Origin of the sequence: Dorea acetigenes (assembly GCF_025567385.1) — a bacterium.
Classification (GTDB): Bacteria; Bacillota; Clostridia; order Lachnospirales; family Lachnospiraceae; genus Claveliimonas; species Claveliimonas acetigenes.
On the sequence record NZ_JAOQJU010000001.1, the window covers coordinates 230,981 to 244,152 of the forward strand.

Genomic DNA, 13,172 nt, shown 5'->3' on the forward strand with positions numbered 1-13,172 from the left:
GGATGAAGGGAAGAAAGAGGAAGAATCTGAGGTATCCATATATTTCTGTACTGCTTCTTTTGGGAGCGCTGTTCTTTTCATCCATTCCGGCAGAGGCTTCTTCCGGCGGATTTCTGGAAGGATATGAAACAGAAGAAGGACAAATAAAACTTTTTTGTGACATTCCGGAAAATGGAGAAGCAGCCGCAGAGGAAACGCAATTTGCGGTTACACTGAGTTCTCAGGAACTTCCGGCATTGGGGATTACTACGGCAGGAGAAGAACATACACCCATGACTTTTTATTGCCTTGTGGATGTCTCCGGTTCTATGGGACAGGAGCAGATGGATCAGGCGAAGGCAGTATTGACGGCAATCAGTCAGGGGATGAACGAGAACGATAATATGGTGATAAGCTCTCTTGGCAACCAGCTCTCGGACAGTGGTTTTTTGTCTGATAAAAATGCGATTAACGCAGAAATCCAGAATCTGCAGATTGGAAATGAGGATACGAATTTATACGCGGGGATTGTAAAAAGTATTGATATATTGAAAACGGACATCAGGGTGAACCCGAAAAAATGCCTGTTAATCTTGTCGGATGGGCAGGACGACCAGAAAAGCGGCATTACCCAGAGTGAGGCAGAGCAGGCGGTCCTGGATTCATCGATACCGATTTATACAGTGGCGACACTGCCAAGCGATCCCTCTGGCGGGCAGCTTGAATTTGCGAAGCTGTTGGGCAGTTTTGCAAGGATATCGGTGGGTGGAATCCATTACGCACCGGTTGTGGATGGTACAGATGCATCATCGGTTGGACAGGCCATTTTGCAAAAAGAGAGGAACTGTGTGGTTCTGACGCTGGATACTTCGCAGGTCGATGCGGAGGGAAAGGATATTCTGCTTTTACGGGTAATCTATACGGCAAAAGACCAGACTGTCCTCGAAGATACGATGGAGATTTTTTCAGAAGACCTGAAGATTGCGGAGGCGCCGGATACGGAAGAAGGTGCAGAACCCGGATCGGAACCTGAATCAGAGCCAGAAGAACCGGAACCGGAACCTGCCCGGGAGCCGGAACCGGAACCTGAATCAGAGCCGGATCATCGGTTGTGGATTGCCATAGGGGTACTTGCGGTGCTTGTTATTATAGCAGGAATCCTCGCCGTCTTTTTCGCTAAAAAGAAGAAGGGGGAAAAATTGTCTGCAGAAGAGTCCGGGGCAGGGGACTTCGGGGTGGAAGATTACGAGGAGAAAAAAGCGGATGAAATAGAACCTTCAAAAGAGGATGGACAGGCGGAGCAGAAGGAGAACAGGCGGATTGTGTACGAAGTGCGGTTTACGGCTATCGGGTATGAAAATATTTGCCGTACGCTGCAGATGGAAGAGGGGCGTGTTATGACGCTTGGGCGCGACAAACGCTCAGAACTCATCCTGAATCCGGAAGATAAACGGTTGTCGGGCGTCCACTGTAAAGTATGCTGCGAGAAGAATCAATTCAATATCCAGGATATGGATTCGCGGAACGGAACCTTTGTCAACGGTGTCCCGATCAGGAACCTTGGAATGACGGCAGTGGAAAACGGCCACACTGCCCGGATGGGAAGCTACGAATACAGGATTACGATTATGAGAAAAGAGGAGTAGAGGAATGGAGATAAACAGATGTGTGGGATGTATGAACGAGCTGAAGCCCGGGGAAAGATATTGTCCTGTCTGCGGCTGTGACAATCTGAATATTGAACAGCCGTCGTATGCGCTGCGTCCCCATACGATTTTACACGGAAGATATCTGATTGGCAAAGTTCTTGGAAAAGGGGGATTCGGAATCACATATATCGGCCTGGATCTGACCCTGAATGTGAAAGTTGCCGTGAAAGAGTATTTTCCCATGGGGGAAGTATCCAGGGAGCAGGGGCATTCGGCAGCCCTGCGGTGGAATCCGTCGCGGGCGGGCACAGAACACCGGCAGAAGGGATATGACAGTTTCCTGAAGGAAGCCCGCAAGATGGCAAAGATTGATCAGATTCCCTCAATTGTCCGGGTGCGGGATACCTTTCTGGAAAATGAGACCGCCTACATTGTAATGGATTACGCAGAGGGAGTTACATTAAAAGAAAAGCTCCTGAAAAACGGAACCATGACATTTTCGGAATGTGTTCAGTTATTCAGCCCGATGATAGAAGATCTGGCAAAGGTACATAAGCAGGGGATGATCCACAGGGATATCAGCCCGGACAATATTATGGTTCAGCCGGACGGCAGTGTCCGGCTTCTGGATCTGGGGGCTGCCAAGGATACAACGGCTGCGCAGGGGCCGGAAAGCCAGTTGGTTACCAAGAAAGGCTTCAGCCCTCTGGAACAGTATATGGATGCGGGAAAAATCGGCCCGTGGACGGATGTGTATGCGCTGTGCGCCACCATCTACTATTGCCTTACGGGAAAAGTGCTTCCCGCTTCCATGGATCGGATAGACCATGAAGAGCTGCAGTTCCCGGAAAAGATGCGGGAGCCGTTGTCGCCGAAAGCAGCAGGCGCATTAAAAGCGGGGCTGGCGGTGAAACCGGAAAAGCGTATAAAAAGCATGGAGGAATTGCTTCAGAGGCTGCAAAGCGGGAAGCCGCCGAAGCCACCTAAACCAAAATGGCTGCGCCTGGCACTGGCAGCCGCCTGTATTGCCCTTGTTCTGGGAGCAGGGATCTTCCTTGCCGGAAGAGGCGGCGGAGTAACGGTGGAACGCATGGGGAATTCCAATGCGAATATGCTTAATTATGGAGGCTTTGCAGTAATCGCTAATGAATATGAATATTTTATCGGCGCCGACAACGCCTTGTATATGTGTGCTTATGACAAGGAGGAACAGACTTTTTACATGGGGGACAGCCAGAAAATGGCAGACTATGGCGCCTATATTAATCTGAGTGAAGAGTCTGTCTATTATATAACGACAGATTATGTAGAGAATGCGATTTACCGGATGAACCTTGACGGAACAGAAGCAGAAAAAATTCTGGTAAGTGAAGACGGAAAATTTTTCGGATGTATGCAATATGCTGCATTATCCAATGGAGAAGAATACCTCTATTATACGTTGGAAAAAGAACCTGGTACATACCTCTATGAATTATACCGGTATAATCTGAAGGATGGCGTTTCAGAACTTTTGACAGATGACGACGTAGTCTGGTTCAATCTTTATGGGAGCAGTCTCTATATGATTCTTGCGCAGGATATAGGTACGGATCCTAAAAGCGTTTTGGTTCGCGCGGATCTGGAAGCCGGGGAACAGGAAATCCTGGACGATGAAAAAATGTATAGCAGAGGCTTTGTGGAAGAGGATACGATGTTTCTGTATTCCGATAAACAAGAATCTTTAGTTGTCTGCGATCTTGACGGAGAAGAGGACAGCAGTTTGGAAGGTTTTTATGATATTGACATTGATCCAAACGGGACGATTGGCTATGGAGAGGGGTGGATTTACTATGCAAGCAGAGAAGATCAGCAGATCCATCGGGTACGGGCAAACGGAACCGGAGACAGAGTTGTGATAGAGAATCATACTGGCGTAAACATTTGTTACGACGATCATGCACTCTGGTTTATAGCGCAGAATGGCGAGGAATATACCTCTGAAATCCAGTTATATATTGCGGGAGCCGACGGCAGTTATATCTTCGAATTATTCGAACCGGAGTCGGGATGGAGATTGCCGGAAGCCATGATTGCAGATTTTGATTATGAAAAGAGCGGGGATGGGATTGCCATTACCGGATACCACGGGAAGCGGAAAGAATTTTCCATACCGGACGAGATAGAAGGGCTGCCGGTGAAGACAATCGCAGAGGAAGCATTCATGGAAAGCGACGTAGTAAGAGTGGGGCTTCCGCAGACGGTGGAGACGATTGAAACTCAGGCATTTTGTACCTGTACAAGCCTTCAATTTATCGGTCTCCCGGAAGGTCTTGTAGAAATCGGGATAGGCGCTTTTGGAGCTTGCTTTTCCCTGACGCAGGTCGAATTTCCGGAAAGCCTGCAGAAGATAGGAGGGCTGGCATTTCATGGGACCCCATTATCGGAAGTTTATATTCCGGCAAATGTAGAATCTATCGAAACAGGGGCATTTTCCCTGAGTCAGGATGCGAAACTGACAGAATTTAAAGTCAGCGAGGAAAATGAGAGATTTTATCAGCAGGATGGCGTTTTATACGTTACCGAAGAGGACATTAAATTGCTTGTAAGTTATCCTCAGGGCAGGGAAGGGGAATTTGCGATTCCTGACGATGTAGACGGGATTGCACCTTATGCATTTGCCAATTGTCATAAGATGACGTCCGTGAAAATACCGGAATCGGTTATTCGTATTTTTGAGAATGCATTCTATAACTGCGAACATCTGGGCACCATCTCTGTGGCGAAAGGATGCCAGGTAGAAGACCTGGGAGATAACAGCCCGAAGGTAGAGTACTATTAAGAAGGAGGGAAAATTGTGATGAAGATAAGTGAGAGTGGGAAGTCAAAGAAGAAATGGCTGATCGTAGCTCTGGCAATCGTTTTGGTGATTGGAATTTTTGCGGCTATAGGCGTCATGAATGGCAGTCAGGAAGAACCGGAATATTCAGAAGACTCCGGCAACGAGGAAGACCAGTCGGTATATTCACCCGATTCCGCTAATGAGGAAGACCAGGGAGAAGTAGAAGAAGTAGAAGCTGATTCTGATTATTCTGATTTTGTCTGGATGAAAAATGAAACTGGAGATGGGATTGTCATTTATGGATATAACGGAGAAGAGACAGAGGTGCAGATACCGGCTGAGATAGACGGAATGTCTGTAACGGAGATTGGCGAAAAAGCTTTTTACATTAACTCTTTTTTAACAGCAGTGAACTTGCCGGACAGTATTGTGAAGATTGGAAAAGATGCTTTTAATGGTTGTTTTAATTTGGCAGAAGTGAACTTGCCGGATAGTGTTGCAGAGATTGGTGAATATGCTTTTTGCGGTTGCAGTTCTTTAATAGAAGTGAACTTGCCGGACAGTGTTGCAGAGATTGGATCAAGCACTTTCCTCAGCTGTACTTCTTTGACAAAAGTAGATTTACCGGACGGTCTGAATAAGATAGGAATGTGCGCTTTCTCTTGGTGTGAGAATCTGAGAGAAATAGATTTCCAGGATTGCAGTGGTCTGCAGGAGATTGGGATGCTTGCATTTAGTGAATGTGGGAATCTGGGAAGCATTTCCGTTCCCCAAGGCTGTAAAGTAGAGGATCAGGGTGAGAACAGCCCCCGGATAGAATACTATTAAGAAAGGGCAGTGTGTGATGGAAATAAACAGGTGCTTAGGATGCATGAATGAGTTGGAGGCAGGGACAAGATATTGCCCTGCCTGCGGCTTCGATAATCAGAATACAGAACAGGCGCCGTATGCCTTGCGGTGCAATTCCATTCTGCACGGCAGATACCTGGTGGGAAAGGTGCTTGGGAAAGGCGGATTTGGAATTACTTATATCGGTCTGGATCTGACGCTGGAAATCAAGGTCGCTATTAAGGAATACTTCCCCATGGGAGAAGCAACCCGGGAACAGAGCGGCACGTCCGCTCTGCAGTGGAACTATTTTGGAGAAGGAGCCGCTCTGCGCCGGAAAGGCTATGAGAGTTTCCTGAAGGAAGCACGGAAAATGGCGAAGCTGGATCAGGTGCCATCCATTGTCCGGGTGCGGGATACCTTTCTGGAAAATGAGACTGCCTATATCGTGATGGACTATGTGGAGGGGACGACGTTAAAAGAAGCGCTACGGAAAAACGGAACGATGACATTCTCGGAGTGTGTCAAATTCCTCCGCCCCATGCTGTTGGATCTGGAGAAGGTACATAAGCAAGGCATGATTCACAGGGATATCAGCCCGGACAACATTATGGTGAAAAAGGACGGTAGCGTGTGTCTGCTGGATCTTGGTGCGGCAAAAGATATGACGGCGGTGAAGGGACCGGAATCCCAGATGGTTACGAAGAAGGGGTTCAGTCCGCTGGAGCAATACGCGGACGAGGGGAACATCGGTCCCTGGACCGATGTGTACGCCCTGTGCGCTACGATATATTATTGTATCACGGGCAAAGTCCTCCCGGCGGCAATAGACCGGATAGAGAAGGATAATCTGCAGTTCCCGGAACACCTGCGGGAACCGCTGACGCCAGAAGCGACGGATGCACTGACGGCAGGACTGGCACTTAAGTCGGGAGAACGGATTCAGAGCGTGGAAGACCTGCTTAGCAGGTTCGAAACCGGGAATCAGGAGCCGTCCAGGGAAGAGACGGAAGAGACGGATCAGTCAGAAGAGATTCGGGCATCTGTAGAAAAGAAGAAGGGAACGGAAGAAAAAACTCCGCGGTCAAGGAAGAAATGGCTGATAGCGGCGCTGACGGTAGTTGCGGTGGCTGGGGTATTTACAGCTATAGGCAGCTTAGGGGGAAGTCAGGAGAAGTCGGCTTATTCGGATGCTTCGGGGGATGAGAAAGACCAGGGAAAAGAAGCAGAATCTGATTATTCCGATTTTAACTGGGAAAAAAATGAAACTGAGGATGGGATTATCATTACTGAATATAATGGGAAAGAGACAAAGGTGCGGATACCGGGGGAGATAGAAGGATTGCCTGTAAAAAAGATTGGCTCTTGGACTTTTAATGAGTGCAATTTTTTGGAAGAAGTGGAATTGCCGGACGGTGTTGAAGAGATTGGACAATGCGTTTTTTGGTATTGTTCCTCTTTAGAAAAAATAAGCTTGTCAGATAGACTTGTATAGATTGGTGATTCCGCTTTTTTGGGTTGTTCTTCTTTAACAGAAGTAAATTTGCCGGACGGTGTTGTAAGTATTGGAGCTAGAGCTTTTGATGACTGTACTTCTTTGACAGAGATAAATTTGCCGGACAGTGTTGAAATACTCGGCAATAGTGTTTTTGCTGGTTGTGTTTCTCTGAAAGAAGTAAAATTGCCGGATGAGATTGGATTCATTGATTTTTGTGTTTTTAATGGCTACGATTCTTTAACAAAAGTAGAATTGCCGGACAGTGTTGAAAAGATTGGCAGCGATGCTTTTAATGGCTGCATTTCTTTGAAAGAGATAAATTTGCCAGACAGTATTATAGTAATTTGGGATAATACTTTCAAGGGATGCAGTAGTTTAACAAAAGTAAATTTACCGGACAGTTTGGAGAGAATAAGGGAGAATGCCTTTTTGGATTGTAAACAGCTGAGAGAAATAGATGTCCAGGATTGTGGTAGTTTACAGGAGATTGGGCTGAAAGCATTTAAGGGGTGTGACAATCTTGAAAGTATTTCCGTTCCCCAAGGCTGTATAGTAGAGGATCAGGGTGAGAACAGTCCCCGGATAGAATATTATTAAGGCGTTTGCCAATAATTTTATAATGGGAAGAAAAAGCGCATCGGTGCAGCAGAAAGATAGCTGTATCGGATGTGCTTTTTTAAACGGAAATTTTTTTCAAACATTTTTAGCGAGTCTGCTATCGTTTATATCAAGCGAGGGGCGCCGCATATGGAAGTGAACCGCAGATTACAGCTCTCCCTTCAAGCCTTTCATATAGGCGATTGCCAATTGCTTTTTGGCGTCCGGGAGGGAATTGAAAATCTTCAGGCATTGCTGCTGTTCTTCCGACATATGCTTCAGATCACGGCCGGGATCGAAGAAATCAGCAAGGGATATTCCGAAACCGGAGCAGATTTTCTCCAGGGTAGTTAAGGATGGCAGGTTGTTGTTATTTAAAAGTGTGCTGATGGTGGAATAAGATAGCCCTGATGATTTTGCAAGCTGATAGTAGGACCAGTCTCTCTCTGCACAAAGTTCTTTAATATGTAAAACAGGATCATTGACTGACATAATGTTTACCCTCCGTGTTGTCTTTTTATATATTATATGCAAAAAATAATCGAAACAAAAGACGTGTATAATCGTTGTAAGCATAACGAATATACGATATAATGTGATTATATGATGTTGGGGTCAAAAGCCCCCAACTATGATGCCCACGGATTGCGACGCGTAGCTAGTCCTTTAGGGTTCCGTGCTACGCATCTACGTTTCACTTCGGTCGTTGCTAAACGAGTGCCACTGGCACTCAGCAACCCACAATCCTACCCAATATTCGCATATCGTGGGATGTACATCCCACTTTTATGCTCATATCGGGGCGGGTTCCAAGGTCTTCCCCCACTTATGAGCAAGCTCACGTGGATCCAGACCTTTTGACCCTGGCATCATTATATCTTGACAGCAGAAAAAGGCAAGGGGCGACAGAAATTTCAGTTATGATTTGGAAAGTGTGGCATTATGAGGAAAAATGAAAAGTTATTATTGCTGCAGGCGTTGAAAGGGGAGGCCGCTGCATGGAGAAAACTGGCTTTGCAGATATCGGCGGAGGAGGAAGAGGGCATAGATCAGGAATTGTGCCGTGTTCTTTTGAATCAGGCGATGGAGCTTGGAGATGAGGAAAGTTTTTTCCTGTATTATCGGATGTTCCCGGAAGAGAATATACAGTTTGACGATGAATCGTATAAGGAAATGACGATGGAATATCTGGAGACGGATGACCCGCAGGTAAAAGAAGGATTAAAAAGATATTTAACATTTTTTCGGGAAAAGAGGCAGATGAATAATTAGTATCAGTTCAGCCACAACAGCTCGAATTAGCTGCTTCGCAGCTTATTTCGCCGCATACGCGGCTAAATTCTCGCTTATGGCAGAACGCCATATACAAAGTACACAAAAAATCTTCATTTTCAAACAAGTTTGAACTCAGATTTTTGTGACTTTGTGCAAGGCTGAACTGATATAATAATTACTCAGAAAAGAGTTGCATATTATGCAAAATAAGTGTATAATCATGCAATACCAAAAATTTCTTTACAATAAGAAGAAAGTGGTATACACTTTAACGGGTGGCTTTGTACGCCCGATGCGAAAGAGAGGATGATAGCAATGATTAAAGTTGGAATTATCGGATCTACCGGGTACGCCGGAGGCGAGCTGGTGAGAATCCTGACCGGACATAGAGAGGCAGAGATTGTGTGGTATGGTTCCAGAAGTTATATAGATCAGAAATATGCAAGTGTATATCAGAATATGTTTCAGCTTGTGGATGCAAGATGTATGGATGATAATATGGAAGAGCTTGCGAAGCAGGCGGACGTGATTTTCACGGCAACACCTCAGGGACTATGTGCATCTTTGGTAAATGAAGAGATTCTGTCTCAGACAAAGATTATTGATCTGAGTGCAGATTTCCGCATTAAGGATGTGGCGGTCTATGAGAAATGGTATAATCTTGAGCATAAAAGCCCGCAGTTTATTGAAGAGGCAGTCTACGGGCTTTGTGAGATTAACAGAGAAGATGTGAAGAAGGCAAGACTGGTAGCGAATCCCGGATGTTATACCACCTGTTCGATTCTGACGGCATATCCGTTGGCGAAGGAAGGTATTATTGATATGAAGACGCTGATCGTGGACGCGAAATCGGGAACGTCCGGTGCGGGAAGAGGGGCGAAGGTTCCGAACCTGTATTGTGAGGTTAATGAGAATATGAAGGCATATGGCGTGGCGTCCCACAGGCATACGCCGGAGATTGAGGAGCAGTTAAGTTATGCTTCGGGAGAAGAGGTTGTGATTAATTTTACGCCCCATCTTGTGCCGATGAACAGAGGAATCCTGGCGACAGAGTATGCGTCTCTTAAAAAAGATGTGACCTATGAAGAAGTGAAAGCAATCTACGATAAGTATTATAAAGATGAGAAGTTTGTCCGTGTGCTGGATGAAGGCGTATATCCGGAAACCAAATGGGTGGAAGGCAGTAATTATGTAGATATTAACTTTAAGATTGATCCGAGAACGAACCGTATTATTATGATGGGGGCAATTGATAACCTGGTGAAGGGCGCTGCCGGGCAGGCAGTGCAGAATATGAACCTGATGTTCGGGCTTGACGAGGCGGAGGGACTGAATCTGGTTCCTATGTTCCCGTAGAGAGGTGTTTTATGATTAGGGCAATGACGATTGAGGATTACGATGAGGTCTATCATTTGTGGAAGAAAATCCGTGGATTCGGAATCCGGAGTGTGGATGATTCCCGGGAGGGAATTGCCAGATTCTTAAGACGGAATCCGACCACCAGTGTAGTGGCAGTGGAGGATGGCAGAATCGTAGGGAGCATCCTGTGCGGCCATGACGGAAGACGGGGATGCTTCTATCACGTGTGTGTGGAGGAAGCATACCGCAGGCATGGGATTGGCAAGGCAATGGTTGTCAGGGCGATGGAAGCTCTGAAGGCGGAGGAAATCAATAAGGTCTGTCTGATTGCGTTTACCCAGAATGATATTGGCAATGCTTTTTGGAATAGAATAGGCTGGACAAGAAGGCTGGATCTGAATTATTATGATTTTACGTTGAATGAAGCAAATATTACGGCATTTAATGAAGGATAGCGGTGAAAGTTAGGAGAGTGGATGGAATGGAGATTATCAAAGGCGGCGTGACCGCAGCAAAAGGATTTGAGGCAGCAAGCACAGCGGCAGGGATTAAGTATACGGACCGTACGGATATGGCGATGATTTACAGCCAGGTGCCATGTGAGGCGGCGGGAACATTTACAACGAACGTAGTGAAGGCGGCTCCTGTCAAATGGGATCGGCAGGTGGTAGACAGCGGAAAGAAAGTTCAGGCTGTCATTGTAAACTCAGGAATTGCTAATGCGTGTACAGGTGCAGAAGGTTTTGGGTATTGTAAGGATACTGCAGACGCAGCGGCTGAGGCGCTGGGAATTGATGCAGAGGGTGTGTTGATTGGTTCTACCGGCGTCATCGGCAAACAGATGCCGATGGATAAACTGACTGCAGGAATTCAGGTTCTTGCGGGCAAGAAGAATGATTCTTTGGAAAATGGTACGGAGGCTGCCAAAGCCATTATGACTACCGATACCTGTGAGAAAGAGCTGGCGGTTACCATTGAAGCAGGCGGCAAGACAGTAACCATCGGTGGAATGGCAAAGGGTTCCGGCATGATTCATCCCAATATGTGTACCATGCTTGCATTTATTACGACGGATGCAGTGATTACAAAGGAAGCGCTTCAGAAGGCGCTCAGTGAAGATATCAAGGATACCTACAATATGATTTCCGTGGACGGCGACACTTCTACCAATGATACCGTTCTCCTTCTGGCGAATGGAATGGCGGAGAATGAGGTGATTTCGTATGGCACGGCAGCTTATGAAGATTTTAAGACGGCGCTTCATACGATTAATGAATACCTTGCAAAGAAGATTGCAGGAGACGGTGAAGGTGCAACTGCATTATTTGAAGCAAAGGTAGTAGGAGCAGAGAGCGTGGAGCAGGCGAGGGTACTTGCGAAGGCAATTGTGTGCTCCAATCTTACCAAGGCGGCGATTGCGGGACACGACGCTAACTGGGGAAGGATTCTCTGTGCGATGGGATATTCCGGGGCACAGTTTGACCCGGAGAAGGTGGATCTGTTCTTCGAGAGCAAGGCAGGAAGAATCCAGATTGCCAGCGATGGAACTGCCGTGGATTACAGCGAAGAAGAAGCTACGAAGATCCTTTCTGAAGCAGAGGTGACGGCAGTTGCAGATGTGAAGGCGGGAACATTTACGGCAACGGCATGGGGATGCGATCTGACCCATGGATATATTGATATTAACGCAGATTACAGGAGTTAAGGAAATGGACAAGAGTATGCAGAAATATCTGGACAAGGCGGAGGTGCTGATTGAGGCGCTTCCTTATATCCAGAGATTTAACAGGAAAGTAATTGTAGTAAAATACGGCGGAAGCGCTATGGTAGACGAAGTTCTTAAGGAACAAGTGATTCAGGATGTTACTCTGCTGAAGCTGGTTGGCTTCAAGCCTATCATCGTGCATGGCGGCGGCAAGGAAATCAGCCGATGGGTCGGCAAGGTGGGCATGGAACCTTCTTTTGTAAATGGCCTGCGGGTAACGGATGAGGCAACCATGGAACTGGCGGAAATGGTTCTTGGCAAGGTGAATAAAGAGCTGGTACAGCTTGTGCAGGGGCTTGGCGTTCGCGCCATCGGTATCAGCGGTAAGGACGGCGGCCTTCTGAAGGTTAGGAAAAAGTATGCCGACGGCGAAGATATCGGATTTGTGGGAGATGTGAAGGAAGTGAATGCAGAGATTCTGTATGATCTGCTGGAGAAGGATTTTCTTCCGATTGTATGTCCGGTGGGACTGGATGATAAGTTCTACACCTACAATATCAATGCAGACGATGCAGCGTGCGCGATTGCGCGGGCGATGCATGCGGAGAAGCTGGCGTTCCTGACAGATATTGAAGGGGTCTATAAAGACCCGAAGGATCCGGAGACACTGATTTCTGAGCTTCGGGTGTCGGAGGCGCACAAACTGATGGAAGAAGGCTATATCGGAGGCGGGATGCTTCCGAAGCTTAACAACTGTATTGAGGCGATTGAAAATGGTGTGTCAAGGGTACATATTCTGGATGGGCGGATTCCACACTGTCTGCTGCTTGAGATTTTTACCAACCAGGGAATCGGAACGGCAATCCTGGACGATGGCGGGGAAATGTATTCCGGCAAATAAGAAGTAATAAAATACCAATTATCGGATATACTAAGGCGGAAAAAGAAAGCGGAGGTATATCGGATGATTGGTTTTTTTATTGCGCTTTTATCGGGTGCGCTGATGAGTGTGCAGGGGGTTTTTAATACGCAGGTAACAAAGACAACGGGAATGTGGGTCAGCAATGGCTGGGTACAGTTCAGCGCTTTTATTGTCTGTCTTGTTATGTGGCTGATTATGGGACGGGACAGCGTTGCTGCTATCGGGAAAGTGGAGCCGAAATACATGCTTCTCGGAGGCGTGATTGGCGCAGGAATTACCTGGACGGTCATAAAGAGTATGGCGCAGCTTGGGCCGGCAAAGGCAGCGCTTCTGATTGTTATTTCCCAGTTGATTGTTGCTTATGTAATTGAGCTTTTCGGACTGTTTGGCGTGGAGAAAGAGCCGCTTGAATGGCGGAAGGTAGGAGGCATGGCGCTGGCGTTGATTGGAGTTGCAATTTTTCAATGGAAATAGTACAATAACATTGTCTGGGCATAAGAGGGATATTTACAGTTTCGACATGCTGTAAAGGAGAGTTT

At 46.8% G+C, this 13,172-nt stretch carries 12 protein-coding genes and 1 pseudogene; 12 read left to right on the forward strand and 1 reads right to left on the reverse strand.

Going from position 1 to position 13,172, the window contains the following annotated elements; translation table 11 throughout:
• The first annotated feature begins 2 nt into the window (after nucleotides 1–2).
• Genes OCV99_RS01215 through OCV99_RS01235 form a run of 5 tightly spaced genes read left to right on the forward strand, consistent with a single transcriptional unit; the run spans nucleotide 3 to nucleotide 7,372 of the window.
• On the forward strand, nucleotides 3–1,625 hold the full coding sequence (locus OCV99_RS01215) for an FHA domain-containing protein (protein WP_158367369.1): 1,623 nt from the start codon (nucleotides 3–5) through the stop codon (nucleotides 1,623–1,625).
• 4 nt (nucleotides 1,626–1,629) lie between these two features.
• Nucleotides 1,630–4,449 carry a leucine-rich repeat protein gene (locus tag OCV99_RS01220; RefSeq protein ID WP_158367370.1) on the forward strand — a complete coding sequence of 940 codons (2,820 nt, stop codon included), beginning with the start codon at nucleotides 1,630–1,632 and terminating at the stop codon, nucleotides 4,447–4,449.
• 18 nt (nucleotides 4,450–4,467) lie between these two features.
• Nucleotides 4,468–5,277, forward strand: coding sequence for a leucine-rich repeat domain-containing protein (locus OCV99_RS01225; RefSeq protein ID WP_227192303.1), 810 nt, complete (start codon nucleotides 4,468–4,470; stop codon nucleotides 5,275–5,277).
• Between the two features lie 43 nt (nucleotides 5,278–5,320).
• On the forward strand, nucleotides 5,321–6,772 hold the full coding sequence (locus OCV99_RS01230; protein WP_227192198.1) for a protein kinase domain-containing protein: 1,452 nt from the start codon (nucleotides 5,321–5,323) through the stop codon (nucleotides 6,770–6,772).
• Nucleotides 6,773–7,372 (forward strand): leucine-rich repeat domain-containing protein, encoded by a 600-nt coding sequence (locus tag OCV99_RS01235; RefSeq protein ID WP_158367376.1) that lies wholly within the window; start codon nucleotides 6,773–6,775, stop codon nucleotides 7,370–7,372.
• A gap of 168 nt (nucleotides 7,373–7,540) precedes the next feature.
• Here OCV99_RS01235 and OCV99_RS01240 read toward each other — a convergent pair whose 3' ends face one another.
• The gene (locus OCV99_RS01240) at nucleotides 7,541–7,864 is read right to left on the reverse strand and encodes a helix-turn-helix transcriptional regulator (protein WP_158367378.1); all 324 of its coding nucleotides are present in this window, start codon (nucleotides 7,862–7,864) and stop codon (nucleotides 7,541–7,543) included.
• 111 nt (nucleotides 7,865–7,975) lie between these two features.
• On the opposite strand from OCV99_RS01240, the pseudogene OCV99_RS18180 reads away from it, so the two are divergent.
• From OCV99_RS18180 to OCV99_RS01275, 7 genes and pseudogenes are all read left to right on the forward strand, one after another.
• Nucleotides 7,976–8,233: pseudogene (locus tag OCV99_RS18180) on the forward strand (hypothetical protein).
• An 81-nt stretch (nucleotides 8,234–8,314) separates the two neighbouring features.
• Nucleotides 8,315–8,644: a hypothetical protein gene (locus tag OCV99_RS01250; protein WP_158367380.1), complete on the forward strand. Its 330-nt coding sequence runs from the start codon at nucleotides 8,315–8,317 to the stop codon at nucleotides 8,642–8,644.
• Between the two features lie 318 nt (nucleotides 8,645–8,962).
• A complete protein-coding gene (argC, locus tag OCV99_RS01255) occupies nucleotides 8,963–10,003 on the forward strand; it encodes an N-acetyl-gamma-glutamyl-phosphate reductase (RefSeq protein ID WP_158367382.1) in 1,041 nt (346 codons plus the stop codon).
• An 11-nt stretch (nucleotides 10,004–10,014) separates the two neighbouring features.
• A complete protein-coding gene (locus OCV99_RS01260; RefSeq protein WP_158367384.1) occupies nucleotides 10,015–10,461 on the forward strand; it encodes a GNAT family N-acetyltransferase in 447 nt (148 codons plus the stop codon).
• 26 nt (nucleotides 10,462–10,487) lie between these two features.
• Complete coding sequence (gene argJ, locus OCV99_RS01265; RefSeq protein WP_158367386.1) at nucleotides 10,488–11,711, forward strand: bifunctional glutamate N-acetyltransferase/amino-acid acetyltransferase ArgJ; 1,224 nt, start codon at nucleotides 10,488–10,490, stop codon at nucleotides 11,709–11,711.
• A gap of 4 nt (nucleotides 11,712–11,715) precedes the next feature.
• Complete coding sequence (argB, locus tag OCV99_RS01270) at nucleotides 11,716–12,612, forward strand: acetylglutamate kinase (protein ID WP_158367388.1); 897 nt, start codon at nucleotides 11,716–11,718, stop codon at nucleotides 12,610–12,612.
• Nucleotides 12,613–12,675: 63 nt separating this feature from the next.
• Nucleotides 12,676–13,107: a DMT family transporter gene (locus OCV99_RS01275; protein ID WP_158367390.1), complete on the forward strand. Its 432-nt coding sequence runs from the start codon at nucleotides 12,676–12,678 to the stop codon at nucleotides 13,105–13,107.
• Nucleotides 13,108–13,172: the final 65 nt, after the last annotated feature.

Coding starts and splice junctions, on each gene's coding strand:
- OCV99_RS01215 (WP_158367369.1), top strand. CDS start 3: ATGAAGGGAAGAAAGAGGAAGAATCTGAGGTATCCATATATTTCTGTA.
- OCV99_RS01220 (WP_158367370.1), top strand. CDS start 1,630: ATGGAGATAAACAGATGTGTGGGATGTATGAACGAGCTGAAGCCCGGG.
- OCV99_RS01225 (WP_227192303.1), top strand. CDS start 4,468: ATGAAGATAAGTGAGAGTGGGAAGTCAAAGAAGAAATGGCTGATCGTA.
- OCV99_RS01230 (WP_227192198.1), top strand. CDS start 5,321: ATGAATGAGTTGGAGGCAGGGACAAGATATTGCCCTGCCTGCGGCTTC.
- OCV99_RS01240 (WP_158367378.1), bottom strand. CDS start 7,864: ATGTCAGTCAATGATCCTGTTTTACATATTAAAGAACTTTGTGCAGAG.
- OCV99_RS01250 (WP_158367380.1), top strand. CDS start 8,315: ATGAGGAAAAATGAAAAGTTATTATTGCTGCAGGCGTTGAAAGGGGAG.
- argC (WP_158367382.1), top strand. CDS start 8,963: ATGATTAAAGTTGGAATTATCGGATCTACCGGGTACGCCGGAGGCGAG.
- OCV99_RS01260 (WP_158367384.1), top strand. CDS start 10,015: ATGATTAGGGCAATGACGATTGAGGATTACGATGAGGTCTATCATTTG.
- argJ (WP_158367386.1), top strand. CDS start 10,488: ATGGAGATTATCAAAGGCGGCGTGACCGCAGCAAAAGGATTTGAGGCA.
- argB (WP_158367388.1), top strand. CDS start 11,716: ATGGACAAGAGTATGCAGAAATATCTGGACAAGGCGGAGGTGCTGATT.
- OCV99_RS01275 (WP_158367390.1), top strand. CDS start 12,676: ATGATTGGTTTTTTTATTGCGCTTTTATCGGGTGCGCTGATGAGTGTG.